Below are 23759 nucleotides of genomic sequence, written 5' to 3'. Positions count from 1 at the left end.
TAAAAGATAGATAGGAGGCAACTGTGTGGAGGAGGAGAAAAGAAAGGTAAGAGAGTATATTCGACATCATCAGGGTGAGGGAGCAAGGTACCTTCAAAGGGTTGTTCAGGAAGGTAGTATTCGAGGTCATGAGAGCAGAGCCCAAGCCATTATCATTGAAAAATGTCGTGAACTTGGGATGAAAATGGACATTTGGGAGATTGGCGGTGAATCATTAACGAACCATCCAGCTTTTTGTTCAGATCGGACTGACTTCAAAGGAAATCCTAATGCAGTGGGTATTTTGAAAGGCGCAGGTGGCGGGCGTTCCCTTATACTAAATGGCCATATCGACGTTGTTCCAGTTGGGGATGTTAATTCTTGGCAACAAGATCCTTTTAGTGGTCATATAGAGAATGGAAAACTATATGGCCGGGGCTCAACGGACATGAAGGGCGGCACTATTTCTCTACTACTCGCACTAGAAGCTATTATTAACAGTGGAATTACTTTAAAGGGAGATGTCTTTTTTCAGAGTGTGATTGAGGAGGAAAGCGGGGGAGCCGGAACACTAGCAGCAGTTCTTCGAGGATATACGGCAGACGGTGCAATTATTCCAGAACCAACCAATATGAAATTTTTCCCGAAACAACAAGGTTCAATGTGGTTCAGAATTAAGGTGAAAGGGAAGCAAGCGCATGGTGGAACAAGATATGAAGGGGTCAGTGCCATCGAGAAGGCAGAAATCATATTACAAGAGATAAGAGAACTAGAGAGTAAAAGGAATAAAAGGATTACAGATCCACTATTCTTAAGCATCCCCATTCCGATTCCTATTAATATAGGGAAAATTAGCAGTGGAAGCTGGCCATCCTCAGTTCCAGATTTAGCGATCATCGAAGGAAGGATGGGCGTAGCACCAGACGAAATGATGGAACATGCTAAACAAGAAATGGAGCAGGCTCTACATGAAATTTCAGCCAGGGATTCTTGGCTAAAGGAAAATCCTCCAGTTGTGGAATGGTTCGGGGCGAGATGGCTCCCAGGCGATTTAGAGGTCAGTCATGATTTAGTTAAGGTTTTGAGTGACAGTTATACTGAAATCAAATCCACTAGTCCAATTATTGAAGCTTCGCCTTGGGCAACAGATGGGGGGATTCTTAATAAGGTTGGTGGTGTTCCCGTTGTAGTTTTTGGCCCGGGAGTAACCAAAATGGCGCATGATGCGAACGAGTATATTGAACTCAAGGATGTTTTTGAAACGGCCGAAATCATTGCGATTTCTATTATGAATTGGTGTGGAACAGAATAATGACGCAACTCAATAGAAGTTAGATTCCCTTTATGTAAACTAACAGAAGGGCATTCCTTTACAGTGAGGTTACATGAAATTATGACAGCCTGGTACTTCATTTGATGCCGGGCTTTTGAAAGGGGTGAAACCATGGATGAAAGCAAAACATTGAGGAAGGAACATGCTGATTATACAATGGAAATATTTTTAGATCCATATAACCGTAGGGTGAGAATCGATGATTATCAAGGGAATATTACTAAAATAATTACTGAGAGTGAAACGATTGCCAAAGAAAACAACGCTGAAAAATTAATCATAAAATCAAGAATTGAACAGTTTGGAACCTTAATAGAATATGGGTTTAGGTGTGAAGGGCGAATTGGAGGCTACTTTCTTGGTTCAAATTGTTTGTTTTTTTCAAAGTTCTATTCCTCAGACCGAAAAGAAAGCAATCATTGGCTTAAGGAAGAAGCAATTATGTCTAGTGTTTCTCTACTAGAGAGACAATCCAACTATGTTCATCCACCAACACAATATCTGCTAAAAAAAATGGGGGTGAAAGATGCTACTAGACTAGCAAAACTATATCAGCAGGTTTTTCAAATATATCCTACTCCACTAAATAAACCTGATTATATTAAGAAAACGATGCAGGAAGGCACCATTTACTATGGCTTTGAGTGTGATGGGGAAATTGTCAGTGCCGCATCTGCTGAGGTCAATCTTTTTTATAAAAATGCTGAATTAACTGATTGTGCAACCCTAACAGAACATCGAAAATACGGGCTTATGAAGATTCTGCTCATTAGGCTTGAAAAGGAGTTGAAGGAAAAAGGAATTTATTGTTCCTACTCAATTGCTAGGTCTCTATCGTTTGGAATGAATGCGGCCTTGCATCAGCTTGGTTATCGCTATCAGGGCAGGCTAATCAATAATTGTTATATATATGATAAGCTTGAAGACATGAATGTGTGGGTGAGGGACCTATCTTTGAATAGTACCTAGGTCCAGAGAAAAAGCACTCTAAAGAGTGCTTCAACAATATCTTTTTATCCAATTAGGCTTGAATATTGCTAGGTAGGGAGTAATGCCATACTCCGTTAACGATATCTCTGTTAACTTTTCTTTGAATCTCTAAATAATCTAGATGGCTAACCACTTCTGAGACGACAAGTGGAAATTGCTCGTAGTATGTCTTTTTATAATAGGCTTCAGCAAGGTCATTTACCGTAGTGATTCCATTTTGAATCAGCCGAAGAAATCTTTGTGCTTTGTCTTCAATTCGTTCCAACCTTTTAGCGATTAAGTCATTAGGGTGCTCAATCATCGCTCCGTGACCAGAAAAAACAATATCAGCATGAAGTGAAGAACATTTCATTAAAGAGTCTCTTTGCTGCACAAGACTAAAAAGTCTTTTCCCACTCCCGTCAGGTTCAATAAATGCATTACTTGAAATATGCTCAAGCAACAGGTCACCTGAAAACAGCCAATGCCTTTTTTCGTCCCAAAAAGCGATATGGTCCGGTGCGTGGCCGGGGATATCAAGGACGTTAAAATGCAGAAATTGCTTATTTTTTATTTCCGTAATCTCTGTCTGAATAGCTTGATGTTTATTTTTCTTGATGGATTTTCTTAAATAATGAATTTGTTTGTCTCCTAGTTCACCACAACCCATTTCTTGATATAGCTGTTCGTAAAAGCTTACCCTGTTTTCCATGAAAAGAGGTTCTCTTTTTAAGCGGGGAATCGAAAGAGACGATGCAAAAACTGGAATCGAATGTAAGGAAACGATACGATTTACTAACCCGACGTGATCAAAATGGTGGTGCGTCAGGATAATTTCTGTTATATCCTCTAGTCTTAAATCGTTTTGCTTTAATTGTGATTGTAGTGCATTCCAGCACGCCTCATTGTCGAGTCCAGCATCTATTAACGAAAGACCATTTTCATGATTCACTAAAAAGAAGTTGATTGTTTTTAAATTTTGAGCTGGAACAATGACTGGAAAAACATCGCATCCATCTTTACTATGATGGTCCATATCCTTCACCTCGTTCGATTAAATTTATGCACTATGTTTTGAAAATTCATAATTTTATAATACATGATATTTTTTCTTGGACCAACTATTTAGTTTGCGCTAATTCATGTCGTTTTCCTGCTATCAGGATTTTCACAGAGCTCGTAATGAATAAGAAGACCAATTAAGTGCCGGATTTTTAGCAATGAGGGCCGACTTTTCGGCACCACGAAAGGTAGGTGGGGTATTGAATACTATTCCTATAATGACTGAGGAATTTCTTGGAGCCATTCTAGGAAGTATCGATGAGGCCATCCATGCCGTCAATACAGATGGAATTACGATTTATTATAATAAGGTAGCCGCAAAGCATGACGGATTAGAAAAGGCTGAAGTATTAGGCAAGCCCTTGTTAAATGTCTTTCCCTCTTTAAACGAAAAATCGAGTACACTCCTAAACGTCTTAAAGACGGGCAAACCGTTATATAACAAAACTCAAACTTTTGTGAATCTTCACGGGAAACGGATTGAGACAGTCAATACAACTTTACCCATTGTTGTGAATGGACAGATTATGGGGGCAGTCGAAATTGCTAAGGATTATTCAAGATTGAAGGAGCTTGCAGAGAAACTTGTTGATATTCAAAAAAGGATAAAACCCAATACCATAAAAACAGAAGGGCAACAGGCCAGCTATACTTTTAAAGATCTCCTCACGAAGAACGAAAGTTTCATTCAAACTAAGAAAAGAGCAGAAAAACTTGCTGCATCTCATTCTCCTATCTTGGTATTTGGGGAGAGCGGAACAGGAAAGGAATTGTTTGTTCACGCCATTCACAATGCTTCCCAACGTTCTAGGGGTCCTTTAGTTGCGCAAAATTGTGCTGCCATTCCAGAAAGTCTCTTGGAGAGTATCCTTTTTGGAACCTCAAAAGGTAGTTATACTGGTGCAGTTGATCGACCAGGTCTGTTTGAGCTTGCAGATGGAGGGAGTCTTTTTCTTGATGAGTTGCATGCGATGCCGATGTTGCTTCAAGCAAAGTTATTACGTGTGCTCGAAGATGGGGTTGTCAGAAGGGTTGGTGGCTCGAGCGTACAAAAAGTAAATGTTCGTGTAATCTCTGCGATGAATATCGACCCACAAAAAGCACTCCAGGAACAGCAGTTAAGGGAAGATTTATTTTACCGGCTCAATGTTCTCACATTTGAGTTAATTCCACTAAGGAAAAGACTAGAGGATATACTGTTTTTAACAGCTAGATTCATTCATACTTTTAATCAACAAATGGGGAAAAATGTCTCAGGTATAAATGAAGAGACCGCTAGTCTATTTATGTCACATAAATGGCCAGGGAATGTCCGTGAGTTAAAGCATACAATAGAGTACATGATGAGTGTCAGTGAAACAGAGATCTTAACACTAGCCCACTTGCCTCCCATGCTAAGAAAATCATTTTCTGATCCCCCTACTAATAATCCTAGACGGAATTTAAAACAACGGCTTAAACAATATGAGAAAACATTGATTGAGGCTGCCATGGCTGAAAGTGAGGGAAATATACAAAAAGCAGCCAGTATCCTTGGCATTCCAAGGCAAACCTTACAGTACAAGTTAAAAAAATAATCCAGCCTGCTGAAAACTCGGCGGGCTATTTTTTGTGGAACCATTGTTATTTATGAATGGTTCTGTCCTCACCGCATTCTTACCAATTGTTCCCTTTGGCACAAAAATTGCATATTAGATAAATTAAATAGGTTTGAGGGGGATTTCATATGAAATCGTTTGTATATAAACCTTCCCGCCATTGGAAGGACATTGAATTATGGAAGAATGTCACAGAAAATCAATGGAATGATTGGCTTTGGCAACTGACAAATACGATTCGAACATTGGAGGATTTAAAAAAGGTGATCAACCTTACTCCAGAAGAGGAAGAAGGAGTTAAAATTTCGACAAAGACTATTCCACTTAATATTACGCCATATTATGCTTCTCTTATGAATCCAGATGATCCTCGTTGTCCAGTACGGATGCAGTCGGTTCCAATTGGAAAAGAGATTTATAAAACGAAATATGATTTGGAAGATCCCCTACATGAAGATGAAGATTCACCTGTTGCGGGTCTAACCCATCGCTATCCAGACCGTGTACTCTTTCTTGTTACGAACCAATGCTCTATGTATTGTCGCTATTGTACAAGAAGAAGGTTTTCAGGACAAATTGGTATGGGTGTACCGAAAAAACAATTGGATGCTGCCATTAATTACATTCGTAATACAGAAGAAGTAAGAGATGTACTCATTTCGGGTGGGGACGGATTGCTGATTAATGATACGATTCTTGAATATATCCTGAAGAATCTTAGAGAAATTGACCATGTTGAGATTATCCGAATTGGAACAAGAGCCCCTGTGGTTTTCCCACAACGAATAACAGAGAATCTCTGTAATATTTTGAAGAAGTACCATCCAGTTTGGCTGAACACACATTTTAATACCTCAATTGAAATTACCGAAGAATCTAAAAAGGCCTGTGAAATGTTGGCCAATGCCGGTGTTCCTGTTGGCAATCAGGCCGTAATTCTTGCTGGTATCAACGACAGCGTACCCATTATGAAAAAACTCATGCACGACTTGGTCAAGATTCGAGTACGTCCTTATTATATTTATCAATGTGATTTGTCTGAAGGGATTGGGCATTTTCGCGCTCCTGTTTCTAAAGGCCTTGAAATCATTGAGGGATTACGAGGTCATACAAGTGGGTATGCAGTCCCGACCTTTGTCTGTGATGCACCTGGTGGGGGCGGGAAGATTGCGTTACAGCCAAATTATTTAATTTCTCAAAGTCCTGAAAAAGTGGTCTTGAGAAACTTTGAAGGAGTAATAACTTCTTATCCAGAACCTGAAAATTATGTTCCAGGACGTGCGGAAGATTATTTTAAAAAGATCTATCCTGATTATGAAAAGAAAAAATCAAATGTTGGGATTGCGGCCGTAATGAATGACAGCAAATTTAATCTTATCCCAGAAGACCTCCAGCGACTTGATAGACGGCAAAAATATGAAATTGATCCGTCGCATTCTTCATTGAAAGATAAACGTGAAAAACGTGACCAATTGAAGGAAAAGAAGTTTATGGCCGAGCAGAAGAAAAGTACAATTCAGCAAAGCAATCCTTCTGAGGGGAGGAAGTCAAATGAGTAGGGGGATTGGGATTAACGTTCCATGCGAATGGTGTCAAAGTGAAGCAGAAAAGGGGGAGCAAACCGTTTATTGGGAGTTGCCGGATGGCACGAGAGCTGTTGAAATTACAAATGTTCCTTCCGTTATCTGCTCAACCTGTGGAATGATTTATTCAAGCGATGAGGTAACAAAAGAGATTGAGGATCAGTTACTGCTAGTTGATACCAAGAAAATCACTAAAACCATAAAGTATAACGATTTAATGACGTTACCTAGGCTTTTGAAACGGAATTATTTTGACTTCACCTCTTGAATAATACCAAATTATATCCGTTTACAAAAAATCGACAGGCTGACGGGTGTATAAACAAACTAAAACAGAGATTACAACGTAGAAAAGCACACAGCTGATGTGTGCTTTTAGATTGACGTCTTTTTCCCTTTAGTTATTACGATTAGAACTTGAGTGATGGTCGCCAGAACCGGCAATTCTAGTAGTGGTCCAATAACCAAAGTTAAAGCGATTAATGGTTGCTCTGGAAATGCGGTCATCGCAATTGCTAAAGCGATTGGTGAATTTCTAGCCAAAGTAGTCAAGCTTAAGCTAACTCTGTCGGGTTTCGGGAAATTCATCCATTTTCCAACCTTTTGACCAACGAAAAAATTCACACTGAAGAATAATAGAATGGGAATGGTAATTTGCCGCATTAAGTCTAGATTTCCAAGCAATAGCTGCCCCTGTGAAGCAAACATCGCGACAATCGCAAGGCTTAAGAAAATAAGGGGGAGCACGCTAAGTTTTGTTATTAAATTTTCTCTTAACTGTTGCTGATTCCATAAGAATCTTTTAGTAAGTACAGCTAAAATTAATGGAATCAACAATACAATTAGAATACTCTCTAATAGAAATCCGAACTGAATAATTCCAGTAGCCCCACCAAAGATGAGAAGATAAAAAGGTAGCAAAATAACTTGTAAAATTAAATTTAATGGTAGGATTGCTGCTGATAATGCAACATTTCCTTTTGCCATCCCTGTAAAAATCAAGTACCAATCCGTACAAGGTGTAACCATTAGCATGATAAACCCAATGTATAATGCTGAATTATCTCCTAAAAAGAGGAGTGCAAGAAACCAAGCAAAAATAGGTGTCCATACGAAGTTCATGACTACTGATGTGAAAGTAAACCTCGTATTTTTAAAAGCCTTCTTCATTTCTTCAAGAGGAATTTGTAAAAAGGTAATATACAGCATGGACATTAGTAAAGGAACAATAAAGCTTTCTGCATGAGCTTGAATAGGGTGTACTTGCCCTAAGCTTATTCCAACAATAACTGCAAAAAAAATAATAAAAGTATAAAACTTCTCAAATAAACTCAATCGATTTCACACCTAACAAAGAGTTATTGAAGCACAGGTAATTTTATCATAATTCGATGTTTGGAGGTGTAGGTTTCATCCTTAAAACATAACCATAAAGGACATCTTTAGAAAAGTGGACACAAAAAAACACCCCAAAAAAGGTGTCTTTTTGTTATTGAAGATCTATAATGTTCGTCGCAAGCTTATAAGGATAGGTTTTTAGTGTCTTGGTTTGAGAGAGGCAAAGAAATGACTTTTCCGCCAATCTGAACATGGATGGTGTCTTTAAAAATTGCCTTAACAATTCCTTTAAGAGAAATAGTCGAATCGACAGATAAGTTATTTATTTCTTGGTTTTCTGCTTTCATCTGTTATCACCTTCCATTGGGTTTTTGTTAAAACGTAAGTAACAATCATGTATTTTCATCTTGTTTAGAAACATGAAGCGTAGTTCAAGTATTCCACATGGAAAACGGGATGTCAACGAAAAAACACTGTAAATATTGTTAATACTTCTGTGTTTTCCATGCTTTGGAAGGAGAACGTTTTTTACGGTATCTTTACGGAATACTGAATAGAAAGAGAGTCTTCACAAATACTAAAATGGTGAATGGAAGTCTTGTGTAAATGAGGTTAAATAATGAAGAAATCCATGAAGTTTTCTGCTTTCTGTGTTCTGATTTTTTCCTTTTCTTTTCTTTTGATTGCCAACCCCTTAGCTAGTAGTTCAACAAAGAATGAAAGTTCCGAGATAAGAACAATCAAACCAAAGAAAAGGGCGAACTATAATGTTCGCTTGCAAACGGATGTCTCGTTTTACAAATTGGGAAATAAGGAGCTGAAATTACATTTACTTATTCCCGATGAACATAAAAGTAAACCAAAACCGCTCATCATTTTTATTAAAGGAAGCAGTTGGGGAAAATATAAACCACAAGATTCATTTGCGTTTATTCCCCAATTAGTACAGTTTGCAAAAAGTGGTTATGTTGTTGCGAGTATTGAACACCGTACAAGTCATGAAGCAAAATTTCCTGCGCAAGTACAGGATGTCAAGGCTGCTGTTGTGTTTTTAAAAGAAAAGGCCTCGGAATATCAGATCAATCCGGATTTAGTTGGAGTATGGGGGACCTCTTCGGGGGCACATCTAGCAGCCCTGGTAGGTACAAGTTGTCATGTATCTGAATTCGAAGGAAGCAAGCATACATCGAATTATAACTCGTGTGTTCAAGCCGTTGTTGACTGGTATGGACCAACCGATTTTCTGCAAATGAGCAAAGCGTCAAAGGATTATAATGCCGAGGACCCAGAATCAGCAGAGTCATTGCTGATAGGAGGACCCTTACTAAAGAACAAAGATAAAGTTAGCAAGGCAAACCCAATTACTTACGTTTCATCTGAAACGCCACCGTTTTTAATTATGCATGGAGACAGAGATAAAAGGGTACCATTTAACCAGAGCCAACTATTATACGAAGCACTAAAAAAGGAAAATGTCGATGTTACCCTCTATAAAGTAAAAGGTGGAGGACATGGAGGAGGGTTTTCAACTCCTGAGATTATTGATATTGTCCATGCGTTCTTCGATAAACACCTAAAACCGTAGGCTAGTTGAATCCCTAAATAGAGAGGTGTATTTTAAAGTGAATAAAAGAAATGACTATTTAGATCAAAGAAATGATTTTAACGGTCCAGATAAAGGAAAACGAAATTATCCAAAACGACCACAACATGTCAAAATTGAAAAAGGCACAGAAAAAGAGTAGTTAGAAAATAAAAAAACAGCTGAGGCTGTTTTTTTTGTTGGCTCTTTTCTCAAACTTTGTTGCTTTTAGATATAAAATAGAATGAATTAAGCTTTGTTTCACTCCAAGATAGCTTTTATTATCTGAGAAAAGAGCTTGCAAACTTCCTATAACGTACTAAATAGCTTATATTACGTTAAAATCGGCTTTAGGATTTTAACAAATCTTTACGAAAACAGCCTTTTTGTATACCTTCATCTTTTGAACAATTCTCTGACCGAGCCTATTGATATTGCTCCAATAATGCAAAAAAGTTAATGACAAATTGATAAAATACCTTTTCCGACGGAGCGATTTCCCTTTTTTTAGGAATAATAATCCCAACTGTTCTTGTTACCTTTGGATCCTCTACTGGGATCTTAACGGTAAAACGAGGAACCGATTCAGAAATCGTACTATCGGGAAGTAGGGTTATACCGATACCTGCTGATACGAGCCCCTTTAAGGCGTCCATATCCTCGCCTTCGGAAGTAATATAAGGACTGAAGCCAGCCTGTTTACATGCATCTACTACAATTTGTTGAAGGACATATCCCTTTGGAAATAATACAAAGTTATCAGATCGTAGGTCCGTTAGAGACAGACTTTTCTTTTTTGCTAAGGGATGGCCAATATGGACTAGTGCAGATAATCTTTCCGTAAATAATGTGGTTCCATTAATATCAGCTTCATTGGTAGGAACAGGTCCGAGAAAGGCTAAATCAAGATCCCCATTTTTGACAGCCTCAATCAGGGAAGCGTATGATCCCTGGCTTAAATGGAAGATGATTTTTGGGTTTTCCTCCCTGAATGCCGAAATAATGGTTGGAAGCAGATGGCTGGCAAGGCTTGTAGGGTAACCAACTTTAATTGTGCCCTGTTCAGGATCTAGATACTCTTCTACATTTTGCTTAGCGTTGTCTAATTCCTTCAGGGCTTTTTTAACATGTGTTAGAAAGCTTTTTCCTATTTGTGTTAATTTTACGTTTCTCCCCACTCGTTCAAATAGTGAAACTCCTAACTCGTCTTCGAGCTTGGAGATTTGTAGGCTAACGGCTGATTGGGCAACATGTAAATGGGCAGCAGCCTCCGTGACATGTTCACGTTTGGCAACCTCCACAAAGTATTGCAATTGTCTAAGTTCCATCCTTTATCCCTCCATATTCATATCGTACCAAGATTGATTATATAGTAATTATATATTGTTTAATATCAATCTGAAAATTAAAATATTACTCAGGTGTAAAAAACGGATATTTATGGGGGATATTAATATGACTTTTCATCAAATACCAAAGGCACAGGGTCTCTACCGTCCTGAATTTGAACATGACGCATGTGGAATTGGCTTATATGCCCACATAAAAGGGAACGCAACACATGAGATCGTGAAAAAGGGACTTGATATGCTTTGCCAACTTGACCATCGTGGAGGACAGGGAAGTGATCCGCTGACAGGTGATGGAGCAGGATTAATGGTACAGCTACCAGATGCATTCTTTCGCAAAGAATGTCCTGAGATGAATCTACCCGAAAAGGAGCGATATGGGGTAGGGATGCTGTTTTTTTCAAACGATGACCCAAATAGGAAGGAAATCGAATCCTATCTTCATCATTTAATTGAACAGCAGGGGCAAGTTTTTCTTGGATGGCGAACTGTACCGGTTGATATCAGAAAAATCGGAAAGAATGCACAAAATTCAGCCCCTATTATCCGCCAACTGTTCGTAGGAGCAAATGACAATATCAGTGATGAATTATCTTTTGAACGAGATTTATATATTATTAGAAAACAAGCGGAGAATTGGGCGAAAAAAGAACAAAAGTCTTTTTACTTTGCAAGCTTTTCAAGTCGAACGATTGTATACAAGGGGCTTTTGACTCCTGAACAAGTCGATGACTTCTACTTAGATCTACAGGATGAGAATTTTGTTTCGGCGTTTGCGTTAGTACATTCTCGATTTAGTACAAATACATTTCCAAGCTGGGAGCGCGCGCATCCTAACCGTTATTTAATTCATAATGGAGAAATTAACACGCTTCGTGGAAATATGAATTGGATGAATGCTCGTGAAAAACAATTTGTGTCTGAGGCATTTGGGAAAGATCTAGAAAAAGTTGTACCAGTTTTAGAAGCAGACGGAAGTGACTCTTCTGTTTTGGATAATGCCCTTGAATTCTTAGTATTAGCAGGACGCAAACCGGCACATGCTGCAAGGATGCTAATTCCTGAGCCATGGGCAAGGAACCCTCATATGTCAAAGGAAAATCGAGCTTTTTACGAGTATCATAGTACTATGATGGAACCGTGGGATGGACCAACTGCTATTTCCTTTACAGATGGCAAACAAATTGGAGCTATTTTAGATCGAAATGGCCTTCGTCCAGCTCGTTATTATGTAACGAAAGATGATTACATTATCTTTTCTTCCGAGGTAGGAGTCATTGACGTTGAACCGGAGAATGTTGTGTTCAAGGACCGCTTAAGCCCAGGTAAGATGCTGTTAATTGACCTAGAGGAAGGGCGAATCATTTCTGATGAAGAAATCAAGGCTGAATTAACAAGGGAGCACCCCTATGAACAATGGCTGTTTGAACAGCTTGTTCGATTAAAAGATATAAAGTTTGATATAGAAGAGGAGGAAGTAACGGATCTTACTTTTCGCCAAAAAGCTTTTGGTTACACGTACGAAGACATACACAAATACTTAATTCCATTAGTCACAGAAGGGAAAGACCCACTTGGGTCAATGGGAAATGATAGCCCGTTAGCAATCCTATCGGATAAGCCACAATCTTTGTTCAATTACTTTAAACAACTATTTGCCCAGGTAACCAATCCACCGATTGATGCCATTCGAGAGGAAATTGTTACTTCTACTGTCTCGTACTTAGGACGAGAGGGGAATCTTCTACAGCCAAATGAAGAAAACTGCCAACGTATTCAGCTGGAAACGCCAATTTTATCAAATGGGCAGTTAGCTCTATTAAAAACGAACTTATTAGAAGGTTTTGAGAGTAAAGAGATACACACTTTATTTTCTGGAAATTTAGAAGAAGCACTGGAAAGAATTTTCAAAGAGGCTGAAGATGCCATTTCTAGTGGAGTTAGTCTAATTATTCTCTCCGATAAAAAAATAAATAGAGAAGAGCCTGCTGTACCAATTTTATTAGCAGCGAGTGCCCTTCATCAGCATCTTGTGCTTAAAGGATCTCGGACGAAAGTGAGTATTGTGGTTGAATCGGGTGAAGTAAGGGAAGTACACCATTTTGCAGCATTGATTGGGTATGGTGTCGATGCTATCAATCCATATCTAGCATTCGCAACTTACCAACAGGCTGTTAAGGAAGGGGAAATCTCGTTCACATACGAAACGGCTGTCTCGAAATATATTCAAGGAGTGACCGAAGGCGTTGTAAAAGTAATGTCTAAAATGGGTATCTCGACCGTACAAAGCTATCGTGGTGCGCAAATCTTTGAAGCTGTTGGAATTAGCCACACTGTGATTGAACGTTATTTTCCTGGAACGGCATCTCAGCTTGGTGGGATTGACCTTGATACCATTGCAAAGGAAGCAAAGCTTATTCATGATCAAGCTTTTTCAAATAGTGATCCATCGCTCGAATCAGGGAGTGACTTTCAATGGCGTAAAACAGGAGAGCACCATGCCTTCAACCCGAAAACGATTCACACTTTACAATGGGCAACACGGAAGAATGATTATAAGCTGTTCAAACAATTTTCGAAAGCTGCCGACGAAGAAAGAATTGGTTTCCTGCGTAATTTATTCGGCTTTAATTCCTCCCAACAAGCAATCCCGTTGGAGGAAGTGGAATCAGTTGACTCGATTGTAAAAAGGTTTAAAACCGGTGCGATGTCCTTTGGCTCTTTAAGTAAAGAGGCTCATGAAACACTGGCGATTGCGATGAATCGTTTAGGAGGTAAAAGCAATAGTGGTGAAGGTGGAGAAGACCCGAGCAGATATACCCCAGATGAAAATGGTGACTTGCGTCGTAGTGCGATTAAACAGATTGCTTCTGGTCGATTTGGTGTAAAAAGTCATTATTTAGTTCATGCTGATGAATTACAAATTAAAATGGCCCAAGGAGCAAAGCCAGGGGAAGGTGGTCAACTTCCGGGTAACAAGGTGTATCCATGGGTCGCTGATGTACGCGGTTCAACACCAGGGGTCGGTCTCATTTCTCCGCCACCACATCATGATATCTATTCAATTGAGGATTTAGCTCAGCTAATTCATGATTTAAAAAATGCCAATAGAGATGCAAGAATTAGTGTGAAGCTTGTTTCTAAGGCTGGAGTTGGAACAATTGCTGCTGGTGTGGCAAAAGGTGCTGCAGACGTGATTGTTATAAGTGGTTATGACGGAGGTACAGGTGCCTCACCTAAAACTAGTATCAAGCACACAGGTCTTCCGTGGGAGCTAGGACTTGCTGAGGCACATCAAACACTGATGTTGAACGGACTGCGTAATCGAGTCGTGTTGGAGACAGATGGAAAATTAATGACAGGCAAGGATATTGTCATGGCTGCTCTGTTCGGGGCTGAAGAATTTGCGTTTGCGACCGCTCCTCTAGTTGTTCTTGGTTGCGTCATGATGAGAGCTTGTCATTTAGATACTTGCCCAGTTGGTGTTGCCACACAGAATCCTGAGCTTCGGAAGAAGTTTACTGGTGAAGCTGATTATATTGTGAACTATATGCGCTTTATTGCCGAAGAAGTTAGGGAAATCATGGCTGAGCTAGGATTTAGAACGGTTGACGAAATGGTTGGTCGTACAGATGTATTAACAGTAGGTGAACGAGCTAAAACCCATTGGAAAGCCAAGTATCTAGATTTATCTACATTGGTGTATCAACCAAATGGAGAACGGACCTACCGTGTGCCCCAAAATCATAAAATCAATGAATCTCTTGATATGCAAAAATTGCTACCTGCCGTGCAAGATGCAATACAACATCAAAAACCGGTTGATGTTCATTTCCCAATTACGAATGTAAACCGGGTGGTTGGAACCATTGTTGGAAGTGAAATTTCAAAGCTTTATGGGGAAGAGGGCTTGCCAGAAGATACAATCACACTGCGCTTTACTGGTTCGGCGGGGCAGAGTTTCGGTGCATTTGTACCAAAAGGAATGACTTTATTATTAACTGGTGATGTGAATGATTACATCGGAAAAGGACTATCTGGAGGTAAAATAGCTGTTAAAGCTCACGAACCTTCGAAGCTATACTCATCTGGAAATGTCATTGCCGGAAATGTTGCCTTCTATGGAGCAACAAGCGGCGAGGCATATATCAGTGGTCGTGCTGGAGAACGTTTTGCCGTGCGAAATAGTGGGGCTAATTTAGTCGTTGAAGGAATTGGTGACCATGGGTGTGAATATATGACTGGTGGTCGTGTCGTTATTTTAGGTGATGTAGGTAAAAATTTCGCAGCGGGTATGTCTGGAGGAATTGCTTACGTTCTACCGGATAATCACGACGAATTTAAAGAATTATGCAATTTGGATATGGTTCAGTTAGAACGAATTTCCGAAGAAAACGAATTAAACGAGGTTAAAAAATTGGTGGAAACCCACTTGCGTTATACAGACAGCGCCAAAGCGAATTATGTGCTGGAGAACTGGAAGAATGTCGTGAAACAATTCGTTAAGGTCATTCCAAATGATTTTAAACGGATGGTGGGCAAGATTCAAGAACAAAAGGCTGCCGGCTTAACCAAAGAACAAGCAATTATGCGTGCCTTCGAGGCGAACGCAAGGCAGAAAAAACAAACAGAACAACCAGAATCGTTAGTACAGTAGGAAAGGGGAGAGAAAGATGGGGAAGACAACAGGATTTATGGAATATACTCGTGAAAAGACTAAAGAACGGAACCCGCTTACGCGTATAACCGACTGGAAAGAATATTCCGCTCCTTTATCTGATGAAACATTAAAGAAACAAGGGGCAAGATGTATGGACTGCGGAACTCCTTTCTGCCATATGGGCATGGAGCTTGAGGGAACCACAACAGGCTGCCCGATAAATAACTTAATCCCAGAATGGAACGATTTAGTCTATCGCGGTCGGTGGAAAGAAGCGCTGGACCGTTTGCTCAAAACAAATAATTTCCCAGAGTTCACAGGGCGGGTTTGTCCTGCCCCTTGTGAGGGGTCTTGTACATTAGCGATAACTGACCCGGCTGTAGCGATTAAAAGCATTGAGCGAACCATTATCGATAAAGGGTTTGAAAATGGCTGGATTACCCCTCGAATTCCAACGAAAAGAACAGGAAAGAAAATTGCTGTGATCGGTTCCGGCCCGGCAGGTTTAGCAAGTGCCGACCAACTCAACCAAGCCGGGCACTCCGTCACCGTTTATGAGCGTGCCGACCGTCCTGGGGGTTTGCTGATGTATGGGATTCCAAACATGAAGTTGGAAAAAGAGGTTGTGGAACGTCGAATTAGGCTTTTAACCCAAGAGGGAATCGACTTTATTACCAATACAGAAGTCGGCAAAGATATTACCGCAGAAGAGTTACGTAAGAATTATGATGCTGTTATCCTTTGTACAGGAGCGCAAAAACAACGAGATTTAAAGATTGAAGGTCGCCATGCAAAAGGAGTTCATTTTGCAATGGACTATTTAACGACATCAACAAAGAGCCTACTAGATTCTAATTTTAGAGACAAGCAATTCGTTGATACGGAAGGCAAGGATGTTATTGTGATTGGGGGAGGAGACACGGGTGCAGACTGTGTAGCAACAGCGCTCCGTCAGAAATGTAAAAGCGTTGTCCAGTTTGGCAAACACCCGCAACTCCCAACTGCAAGAACGTCAGAAAATATGTGGCCGGCCTATCCAAATGTATTTACATTGGATTACGCTTATGAGGAAGCGGATGTGAAGTTTGGTCGAGATCCTCGCCAATATTCAATCCAAACAAAGAAAATCGTCGCGGATGTAAATGGCGAAGTGAAAGAACTGCATACGATTCAAATGGAGAAATACAAGGGCGACGATGGCCGTTTCTATTTTAAAGAAATCCAAGGGACTGAAAAAGTTTGGCCTGCGCAGCATGTGTTTATTGCGATTGGTTTCGAGGGGACAGAGCAGCCATTATTAGATCAATTTGCAGTAGAAACGAACAATAATAAAGTAAAGGCAACCTATGGTGAGTATAAAACAAATGTTGAAGGGGTCTTTGCTGCAGGAGATGCTAGAAGGGGTCAAAGCCTAATTGTCTGGGCAATTAACGAAGGCCGAGAAGCTGCTAGAGAGGTCGACCGTTATTTGATGGGGAGTACTTTGTTACCATAATTCTTATAATACCCAAATCCGAATGTCTTGGATTTGGGCTATTTCTGTATGCTCGAAATCAACGAAAGGCTGTTTGTATTTTAAGAAAAGTCGTATAATTAGAGGTGAAGAGATTTTTAAAGAGGTGATAAGGATGACAGGGACAATAACTGTGATATTGGTCTTTTCTATTCCGCTTGTTGCAATTATAACAAGTCATTTTCAAAAACAAACAAAAATGAAGCAAGAGATGTTGAAAGACGAGTTAGAACTTGAAAGACTAAAGAATCAAAACTTTTTAATCGAAACCGAAAAGATGAAACTTGAGCTAGAAAAAATGACCATTGAGCAGAAGGATGGTTTGCAAATCAAATAAGTACACATAAGACAAGGAACTATATTATCGTAATAGAAGATGGCAAACTAGAAAGGGGGATATCATGTATGGGCACTTCAACGATTTTAAAATGGATAACTGGTGGTTTGGAGGCATTCTTAGGAATACCAGTCCTTGGAGGAGCAATCGTCATTGGATTTGGCTGGACTCCACTGCTTGTGATGCTCGTATTGCATATTGTTACTCTCATATTTTCAGTTAATGAGTTTCAAAATAAGCACGGGAGTATAATGGGAATCATTACATCATTACTTGCATGGATTCCAGTTGTAGGGATGGTTTTGCATATGATTACAGGGGTGCTTCTATTAATTGACGCTTATCGCTCAAAAACTCGATATAGATAGATGTTTGGATGGAGATAAATGGGCTATGTGATAGATATGGGCATTCCGTCAAGGTGTGTCCTTTCTTATATACTTACCATCCTTTCTTGACATGCAGATAGAAAGTATAAGAAACTTTACTTACAGAGTACCACAGAAAGGATAGGAAGTATGAATATAGGTCGTAATGATGATTGCCCTTGTGGCAGTGGGAAAAAGTATAAAAAATGCTGTTTAAATAAGGTTGTTTCCATGGATGAGATTATTGGCAAAGAATTAAATCAACTCCAGGAACAGCTATACGAATATTTTGAACAAAAAGATGCGGAAACATTTTATTCCATTCTTGATAATTATTTTCCTGAAGATGAAATTACGGAGGAAGAAGGAATTCTTCTAACCACACTCCTTATATTATGGGCAACATTAGAAAAGCCTTTCATGAATAAAACCCTCGTCCAACAATTCATTGAAGATAAACGTCGAGGAAAGCAACTACGTCCCGCAGTTATCGCTCAATTAGAAAAATGGGATCAAATCCCTCCAAGCTTTTCTAAAATTACCAAAATGACTGATGGAAATTGGATGGAAGTTGAGGATGTGGCTACAAAGGAAATAAAACGAGTGAAAGTATTTGATAATGCTCCTAAGCTTGAAGTAGGAATGTCTCTTTTAGGTTTCCTATTGCCGTATGGTAGTTACTATTCTTACTTTTTATTAGCCCTTCACTTTGGGGAGGGAGATGGAGACATCGTGGCTGAAACCTTATCTGAGTTATATGAGGAAAGCGACTATAATGATTTCGCTGAGTTCCTAACCATAGAGTTTCCATATATTTTAAATTGGGTCTTGTTTGATTTCGATCCTGTTGAGGAATTGCGTTGGGATGATCCTACCTATTTTCGAGTCGTCGATCTCTTTGCAGAGAGGGCGACACAAGATTACGAATACTCCCATCAGCTTCTTGAATTAGGGGCAATCATGTGGAACATTTATTGTTTAAAGGAAAAACCTAGTATAAGGAAGCCGGAAGTCTATGCAGCCGCTCTGCATTATTTTATTGATACGAATATCCCAGGTCTTGGTATCCTTACCCAAAAGGAGCTAGCTGAACGGTATGTAGTGAGTGCGACAGCTTTATCTAAGTCCTACCGTAAAATGGAGGAAAGATTAAATGATGAGGTAGAAAAACTAGATCATTTAATGGAAAAGGCAATGAAAGATGAGATGCTGAACCGTGCTGGATTGAAAAGAGGAAGTCAAACTAAGAATAGATTCTTTGATAATTGAGGAAAAAGGGGAAACATCCTAGAATGACTAGGCTGTTTCACTTTTTATAAGTACATCTTCGCTTCTATTCTCAACATATTTTTTGAATTAGTTCCACGGAGTTATTCTTTGGAGAATTCACTAAAGAGCTTACTTCATAAGCTTCCATAAGTTCTTTGTCTAATGGTTTAAGTAAGTGATTTAGTTCTATAGGGTTACTTTTAGGGTTAAGCCAAACTTTTTCATCATCAGGCTTTAAAATGACGGGCATCCGTTCATGAATATCGTGGACAAGTTCATTTGCGCTAGTGGTAACAACTGTACACGAAAAGACGGACTGTCCGTCAGGAGAGGTCCATTTCTCCCACAGACCTGCCATTGCAAACAAATCATCCGTTTTCAATTTAATGCGGATAGGTGTTTTTTTGTTTTGATTCCCTCGCTTCCATTCATAAAAACTATCAGCTACAATCAGACAGCGTTTACTTCGATAAGCGTTACGATAGCTGGGTTTCTCAGCAAGAGTTTCTGCTCTGGCATTAATCATTTTATAACCAATTTTTGGATCCTCAGCCCAAGGAGGAATTAGCCCCCACTTTAAATAGCCCATTTTATTAATGGATCCATTATTTAAAACAGCTATTACTGATTGGGAGGGGGCGACATTATAATTTGGGCTGTAGTCTTCATCCAAGAGAAAGGATTCTATATCAAATCGATCAATTAGCTGCTCAAACGTTGCTGTTAATGTAAAACGACCACACATGTTCTTCACCTCGAAAAGGATTAGTTGTTCATAATGTTTTACTTGTCATTATTTCATTGTTTTCTTGATGGACATACTGGTTACGCCCAGCTCCAATGCCAGCAATGGTGAATAGAATCGACACAATGGCTAGTAGAATAAGTGGAAACGTCCAGCTCATGTACACATCATAAAGATATCCAAGGATAAACGGACCAACTGCTGCCAAGATGTAACCGACGGATTGAGCCATCCCTGATAAATCCGCAGCTTGTGAGACGCTAGCTGCCCGTAAACTTATAAGAATTAATGCATGACTTATGGCTGCGCCAAGAGCGATTCCGATTAAAATTGAACTAATAATTAGGACCAATGAATTTCCTCCAAATAATAGGCCGATAATACCAGTGAAACAAAAGAGTCCTATCCCTAGAGCAATTCCTTTCTGATTAGGTAGACGATCTGCTAGAACTGGAATGAGAAAATTAGCAGGAAGTCCGCAAAATAGCATCAAGGTAACAACCCAGCCGGCTGCCGTGATGCTTAGGCCTTGATCATGAAGAATTTCTGGAAGCCAAGTCGAAAAACTGAAAAACACCAGAGATTGTAACCCCATAAATAAAGTAACCTGCCAAGCGATACCTGAACTCCATATGGATGAATTTGCTATGTTCCCCTGCGGTTTTGGGGTCTCTTTATTACTACGCCAAATTAGTGGAAGCCAAAAGCCAATGGCTAGGAAAAGCAAAATGATCCATACCCCAAGAGACATTTTCCATCCTAAGTGAAGGTTTTCAGCTAACGGGAAACTTAGCCCCGGTGCCAGTCCCGACCAAAAGGCCATCGACAATGTATAACTCCCAGTCAATAAGCCCACTTTTCCGGGGAATTTATGTTTAACAATTCCTGGTAATAAAACATTGCAGATGGCGATTCCTATCCCTATAAGAACGGTTCCTATGTACAAAGGGATTAATATCCCAATTGACCGAATGAAAATTCCAATTCCTAATACAATTAACCCTAGCAGTATACTACGCTCACTCCCCAACTTTTTAGCAATTTTGGGAGCTAATGGGGAGATGGCTGCGAATGCCACGAGTGGCAATGTCGTTAATAACCCAGCTAAGCTATTTGAAATCCCAGTATCTTCCCGAATTAAGCCTATAAGGGGACCAACAGAAGTAATCGCAGGACGTAGGTTAAAAGCTACAAAGATGATTCCCATAAATAATAATACTTTCCCCCAACGGGTAGAATTCATTTCCAAACGCTCCTCCTTGAAAAAGATGGAAAACTTTAAGTGTAATTTCATTATTCGCACTATTATAATGAATATTTTGAGTTTTGTATAGGTTCTGACATGAAATGAGTGTGTTTATTATTTTTAAAATAAGGGAATAGATGAGAAGTATGATATTTTTTTGTGAATTTTAAAAAAGTTTTACTTTAATGCAGGAAATATAAGGCTATATGTCAAATTAACATTAGAAATTTAGTGTTATTTATTTTTAAAAAGGAGGAGGATTTAAATGACAAAACACTATTGTAAAAAATGTATGGGTTTTACGAAAGAAGTAGAGAAATGTGAGCATTGTGGGAATGGAGAGATTGTCGAAATCGAAATAAATAATCATAAATAAAGTATTTCCTCCTAGTATCCCAAATTGGCTGCTTTAACTGATGTTTCCCTTATTAAAATTTACATTGTTCTTCCAACTGGGCCCTCTCCCAATTATCACAAGCCAAAAAGCCTTCTTAACGCTTAGTTATTAACACAAGGGATTAACCTTTGCCTTTCACCCATTTCTTCCTTACTGAATATTCTAATTTTGTATTCGAAACTTCCGGGGAGAAAGGTGATTATTTTTGTTCTATCATGTTAAAGAACTACAATACCATGCCAAGCCTGAACGGCCAGACCCACTTTTTGCCAAACAACTGCAAGAGGTCCTGGGTGGCCAATTTGGAGAAATTTCTGTTGCATTGCAATACTTGTTCCAAGGATGGAATGTACGCGGAAACGGTAAATATAAAGATTTACTTATGGATACAGGAGCAGAAGAATTAGCACATATTGAGATGCTTGCTACAATGATTGCAAGACTTCTTGATGGAGCACCTGTTGGTGACCTTGAGACAGCTGCGAAAGATCCTGTTATTGGGGCAATTCTAGGCGGGATGAATCCTCAACACGCCATTGTTTCAGGACTAGGTGCGATGCCGGCTGACAGTGTAGGCAACAGATGGACAGCTGACTACATTATTGCCAGTGGAAATTTACTGGCTGATTTCCGCGCTAATTTAAATTCAGAGTCGCAGGGACGGCTTCAGGCTGTTCGCTTATATGAGGCAACGAATGATCGCGGGGTAAAAGATATGTTGTCGTGGTTAATCGCCCGTGATACGATGCATCAAAATCAATGGTACGCAGCTATTTGTGAATTAGAAGCAAAAGAAAACATCGTTGTTCCAAGTACATTCCCACGTCAAAAAGAAAAAAGAGAAGTTTCACATGTTCTGTTTAATTATTCTAAAGGTGACCAAAGTGCAAAAGGCCGTTGGGCTAATGGACCTAGTATGGATGGGGAAGGTACGTTTAAGTATGTACAGAACCCTCAACCGTATGGGGAAAAGCCAAAGTTAAACCCAGCGCCAAAATACATTCATGACACGCTGCCGATTGTGCTACGTAATGACGACATTCCTCCTAATCTCGCATAAATGAAAGTAAAAAGACCACTGCCTTGCTTCTTTTATATTGAGAGGATATTCCGAAGAATCGCTTGGAAAATTACACTTTCCAAGCGGTTTTTAATTCTAGATCCTTTTACCGGATGGATGTCTAGACGGTATCATTTGATTATAATGACTCCATTAAGGTAAGGTGGACAGTGAGGAGTGATAGTCATGAACGAAACTATTCGATTATTAAAAAATCACCGTTCTATTCGTGAGTTTGATCCTGAAAAAGAGGTAAGTGTAAGCCAAACTAAAACAATCATTGAAACAGCGATGGCTGCACCAAATTGGATTAACGGCCAGCAAGTAAGTGTGATTGAAATACGTGATAATGATAGAAAATCAAAATTGGCGAAGGCTGCTGGCAAGCAAAAGTGGATTGAGGAGGCACCGGTATTTTTTGTGTTTTGCCTTGACTTTTATCGGGCGAAGTTAGCGGCAGATAACAAGGGTAAAAAGTTTCAAGTTGCTGATAATATTGAGGCGATTATCGTTGGATCCACGGATGTTGGAATTGCCTTAGCAAACGCAACGGTTGCAGCTGAATCGATGGGGCTTGGAATCGTTCCGATTGGAGGGATCAGGAGGAATCCAGATACATATATAGATGCCTTGCAACTACCAGAATATGTCTTCCCAATTTCAGGTCTTGTCGTTGGTCATCCGAGAGCGATACCAGAACAAAAGCCGCGACTACCACTGGAAGCCGTTCATCATAAAGAAAAGTATAACAGAGAGCAACAGCAATCGTTAATGGACGAATATGATCAAACCGTTTCTGCTTATATGGCAGAACGAACGAATGGACATGATACTTCAAATTGGTCATCAAAGATTGTTCATTTCTACGATAATGGATTTGAAGCCTACCAAAAGGCAGTTGCTCCTGCCTTAAAAAGGCAAGGTTTTCGTTATCGCAGAGAATAATGAGAGAGCTGATTCACCTACCGGGTTCCGTTTCCTGTCGAAAAACTGAAAATGCAAGCGAAAATGTAGCCCAATTTGTAATGCCTTTTGTATCTGTCCAAGCAATTAAAAATAAAATGGCTCAGTTCATTGCACTGAGCCATTTTTAATTTCCATTTTTGGCAGCCGTTAAAAGATGCTGATTCCCTCATCTGGGTCCGTTAGGGTCCGCTTTTATCGGTTGGGGGCAAGTTAAAAACGGGTTTGGTAAATAAGCGGAGAAATTTCTCCTATTGACCCAAAAAATGTGAAAATAGGTAATTTTGCATGGCATAAGCGGAGAATCTCCCTCTATATCCCCCGGAACGAGCTCTATTCTGCATCTTAACGGGAAAATCTCCGCTTATTTTAAATATCACTGGTTACTCAGTTAAGGATAAAGTTGCA

General features: G+C 39.6%; 20 protein-coding genes. 14 read left to right on the top strand and 6 right to left on the bottom strand.

Annotation, left to right across the window (positions count from 1 at the left end):
• Positions 1-25: 25 nt before the first annotated feature.
• A complete protein-coding gene (locus tag LG336_RS18760; protein WP_404329014.1) occupies positions 26-1291 on the top strand; it encodes a peptidase in 1266 nt (421 codons plus the stop codon).
• Positions 1292-1423: 132 nt separating this feature from the next.
• Positions 1424-2281 carry a putative beta-lysine N-acetyltransferase gene (gene ablB, locus LG336_RS18755; RefSeq protein ID WP_404329013.1) on the top strand — a complete coding sequence of 286 codons (858 nt, stop codon included), beginning with the start codon at positions 1424-1426 and terminating at the stop codon, positions 2279-2281.
• Between the two features lie 52 nt (positions 2282-2333).
• On the opposite strand, the gene LG336_RS18750 is transcribed toward ablB, so the two are convergent.
• Positions 2334-3317 (bottom strand): MBL fold metallo-hydrolase, encoded by a 984-nt coding sequence (locus tag LG336_RS18750; protein WP_404329012.1) that lies wholly within the window; start codon positions 3315-3317, stop codon positions 2334-2336.
• A 235-nt stretch (positions 3318-3552) separates the two neighbouring features.
• On the opposite strand from LG336_RS18750, the gene LG336_RS18745 reads away from it, so the two are divergent.
• From LG336_RS18745 to LG336_RS18735, 3 genes are all read left to right on the top strand, one after another.
• Positions 3553-4920: a sigma-54 interaction domain-containing protein gene (locus tag LG336_RS18745; RefSeq protein WP_404333220.1), complete on the top strand. Its 1368-nt coding sequence runs from the start codon at positions 3553-3555 to the stop codon at positions 4918-4920.
• Positions 4921-5069: 149 nt separating this feature from the next.
• Positions 5070-6500, top strand: a complete 1431-nt coding sequence (gene ablA, locus LG336_RS18740; RefSeq protein ID WP_404329011.1) for a lysine 2,3-aminomutase — start codon at positions 5070-5072, stop codon at positions 6498-6500.
• Positions 6493-6792 carry a YokU family protein gene (locus LG336_RS18735; protein ID WP_404329010.1) on the top strand — a complete coding sequence of 100 codons (300 nt, stop codon included), beginning with the start codon at positions 6493-6495 and terminating at the stop codon, positions 6790-6792. Before ablA ends, LG336_RS18735 begins: the two co-directional genes overlap by 8 nt.
• Positions 6793-6899: 107 nt before the next feature.
• On the opposite strand, the gene LG336_RS18730 is transcribed toward LG336_RS18735, so the two are convergent.
• Together LG336_RS18730 and LG336_RS18725 are read right to left on the bottom strand one after the other, a co-directional pair.
• Positions 6900-7859 carry an arsenic resistance protein gene (locus LG336_RS18730; RefSeq protein WP_404329009.1) on the bottom strand — a complete coding sequence of 320 codons (960 nt, stop codon included), beginning with the start codon at positions 7857-7859 and terminating at the stop codon, positions 6900-6902.
• 185 nt (positions 7860-8044) lie between these two features.
• Entirely contained in the window at positions 8045-8209 is a 165-nt protein-coding gene (locus LG336_RS18725; protein WP_404329008.1) for a hypothetical protein, read from the bottom strand.
• 272 nt (positions 8210-8481) lie between these two features.
• On the opposite strand from LG336_RS18725, the gene LG336_RS18720 reads away from it, so the two are divergent.
• Both LG336_RS18720 and LG336_RS18715 read left to right on the top strand, forming a co-directional pair.
• Positions 8482-9447 carry a prolyl oligopeptidase family serine peptidase gene (locus tag LG336_RS18720; RefSeq protein WP_404329007.1) on the top strand — a complete coding sequence of 322 codons (966 nt, stop codon included), beginning with the start codon at positions 8482-8484 and terminating at the stop codon, positions 9445-9447.
• Between the two features lie 37 nt (positions 9448-9484).
• Entirely contained in the window at positions 9485-9607 is a 123-nt protein-coding gene (locus tag LG336_RS18715; protein ID WP_404329006.1) for a hypothetical protein, read from the top strand.
• Positions 9608-9869: 262 nt separating this feature from the next.
• Here LG336_RS18715 and LG336_RS18710 read toward each other — a convergent pair whose 3' ends face one another.
• Positions 9870-10772, bottom strand: a complete 903-nt coding sequence (locus LG336_RS18710) for a LysR family transcriptional regulator (protein ID WP_404329005.1) — start codon at positions 10770-10772, stop codon at positions 9870-9872.
• A 127-nt stretch (positions 10773-10899) separates the two neighbouring features.
• Between LG336_RS18710 and gltB the strand changes: the two genes are divergently transcribed.
• From gltB to LG336_RS18685, 5 genes are all read left to right on the top strand, one after another.
• Complete coding sequence (gene gltB / locus LG336_RS18705; protein ID WP_404329004.1) at positions 10900-15450, top strand: glutamate synthase large subunit; 4551 nt, start codon at positions 10900-10902, stop codon at positions 15448-15450.
• Positions 15451-15466: 16 nt separating this feature from the next.
• On the top strand, positions 15467-16948 hold the full coding sequence (gltD, locus tag LG336_RS18700; RefSeq protein ID WP_404329003.1) for a glutamate synthase small subunit: 1482 nt from the start codon (positions 15467-15469) through the stop codon (positions 16946-16948).
• A gap of 133 nt (positions 16949-17081) precedes the next feature.
• Positions 17082-17303 carry a hypothetical protein gene (locus LG336_RS18695; RefSeq protein WP_404329002.1) on the top strand — a complete coding sequence of 74 codons (222 nt, stop codon included), beginning with the start codon at positions 17082-17084 and terminating at the stop codon, positions 17301-17303.
• 68 nt (positions 17304-17371) lie between these two features.
• Positions 17372-17671, top strand: a complete 300-nt coding sequence (locus LG336_RS18690) for a hypothetical protein (RefSeq protein WP_404329001.1) — start codon at positions 17372-17374, stop codon at positions 17669-17671.
• A 150-nt stretch (positions 17672-17821) separates the two neighbouring features.
• On the top strand, positions 17822-18940 hold the full coding sequence (locus tag LG336_RS18685) for a YecA family protein (protein WP_404329000.1): 1119 nt from the start codon (positions 17822-17824) through the stop codon (positions 18938-18940).
• Positions 18941-19010: 70 nt separating this feature from the next.
• Here the strand turns inward: LG336_RS18685 and LG336_RS18680 are convergent, their stop codons facing one another.
• Positions 19011-19685 (bottom strand): SOS response-associated peptidase, encoded by a 675-nt coding sequence (locus LG336_RS18680; protein WP_404328999.1) that lies wholly within the window; start codon positions 19683-19685, stop codon positions 19011-19013.
• 28 nt (positions 19686-19713) lie between these two features.
• Positions 19714-20928: a CynX/NimT family MFS transporter gene (locus LG336_RS18675; protein WP_404328998.1), complete on the bottom strand. Its 1215-nt coding sequence runs from the start codon at positions 20926-20928 to the stop codon at positions 19714-19716.
• Between the two features lie 605 nt (positions 20929-21533).
• On the opposite strand from LG336_RS18675, the gene LG336_RS18670 reads away from it, so the two are divergent.
• Together LG336_RS18670 and LG336_RS18665 are read left to right on the top strand one after the other, a co-directional pair.
• Positions 21534-22388 (top strand): manganese catalase family protein, encoded by an 855-nt coding sequence (locus LG336_RS18670; protein WP_404328997.1) that lies wholly within the window; start codon positions 21534-21536, stop codon positions 22386-22388.
• Positions 22389-22574: 186 nt separating this feature from the next.
• A complete protein-coding gene (locus LG336_RS18665; protein ID WP_404328996.1) occupies positions 22575-23333 on the top strand; it encodes an NADPH-dependent oxidoreductase in 759 nt (252 codons plus the stop codon).
• The last annotated feature ends 426 nt before the right edge of the window (positions 23334-23759 follow it).

It is taken from the genome of Mesobacillus maritimus, assembly GCF_044803185.1.
GTDB lineage: Bacteria > Bacillota > Bacilli > Bacillales > Cytobacillaceae > Mesobacillus_B > Mesobacillus_B maritimus_B.
Note: the sequence above shows the minus strand (reverse complement) of the source record. Positions and strands in the feature narration are given on the sequence as shown.

Excerpts from the sequence above, each read along its gene's own strand:
- ablB (WP_404329013.1), top strand. The coding sequence starts at position 1,424 with ATGGATGAAAGCAAAACATTGAGGAAGGAACATGCTGATTATACAATG.
- LG336_RS18750 (WP_404329012.1), bottom strand. The coding sequence starts at position 3,317 with ATGGACCATCATAGTAAAGATGGATGCGATGTTTTTCCAGTCATTGTT.
- ablA (WP_404329011.1), top strand. The coding sequence starts at position 5,070 with ATGAAATCGTTTGTATATAAACCTTCCCGCCATTGGAAGGACATTGAA.
- LG336_RS18735 (WP_404329010.1), top strand. The coding sequence starts at position 6,493 with ATGAGTAGGGGGATTGGGATTAACGTTCCATGCGAATGGTGTCAAAGT.
- LG336_RS18725 (WP_404329008.1), bottom strand. The coding sequence starts at position 8,209 with ATGAAAGCAGAAAACCAAGAAATAAATAACTTATCTGTCGATTCGACT.
- LG336_RS18720 (WP_404329007.1), top strand. The coding sequence starts at position 8,482 with ATGAAGAAATCCATGAAGTTTTCTGCTTTCTGTGTTCTGATTTTTTCC.
- LG336_RS18710 (WP_404329005.1), bottom strand. The coding sequence starts at position 10,772 with ATGGAACTTAGACAATTGCAATACTTTGTGGAGGTTGCCAAACGTGAA.
- gltB (WP_404329004.1), top strand. The coding sequence starts at position 10,900 with ATGACTTTTCATCAAATACCAAAGGCACAGGGTCTCTACCGTCCTGAA.
- gltD (WP_404329003.1), top strand. The coding sequence starts at position 15,467 with ATGGGGAAGACAACAGGATTTATGGAATATACTCGTGAAAAGACTAAA.
- LG336_RS18695 (WP_404329002.1), top strand. The coding sequence starts at position 17,082 with ATGACAGGGACAATAACTGTGATATTGGTCTTTTCTATTCCGCTTGTT.
- LG336_RS18690 (WP_404329001.1), top strand. The coding sequence starts at position 17,372 with ATGGGCACTTCAACGATTTTAAAATGGATAACTGGTGGTTTGGAGGCA.
- LG336_RS18685 (WP_404329000.1), top strand. The coding sequence starts at position 17,822 with ATGAATATAGGTCGTAATGATGATTGCCCTTGTGGCAGTGGGAAAAAG.
- LG336_RS18680 (WP_404328999.1), bottom strand. The coding sequence starts at position 19,685 with ATGTGTGGTCGTTTTACATTAACAGCAACGTTTGAGCAGCTAATTGAT.
- LG336_RS18675 (WP_404328998.1), bottom strand. The coding sequence starts at position 20,928 with ATGAATTCTACCCGTTGGGGGAAAGTATTATTATTTATGGGAATCATC.
- LG336_RS18665 (WP_404328996.1), top strand. The coding sequence starts at position 22,575 with ATGAACGAAACTATTCGATTATTAAAAAATCACCGTTCTATTCGTGAG.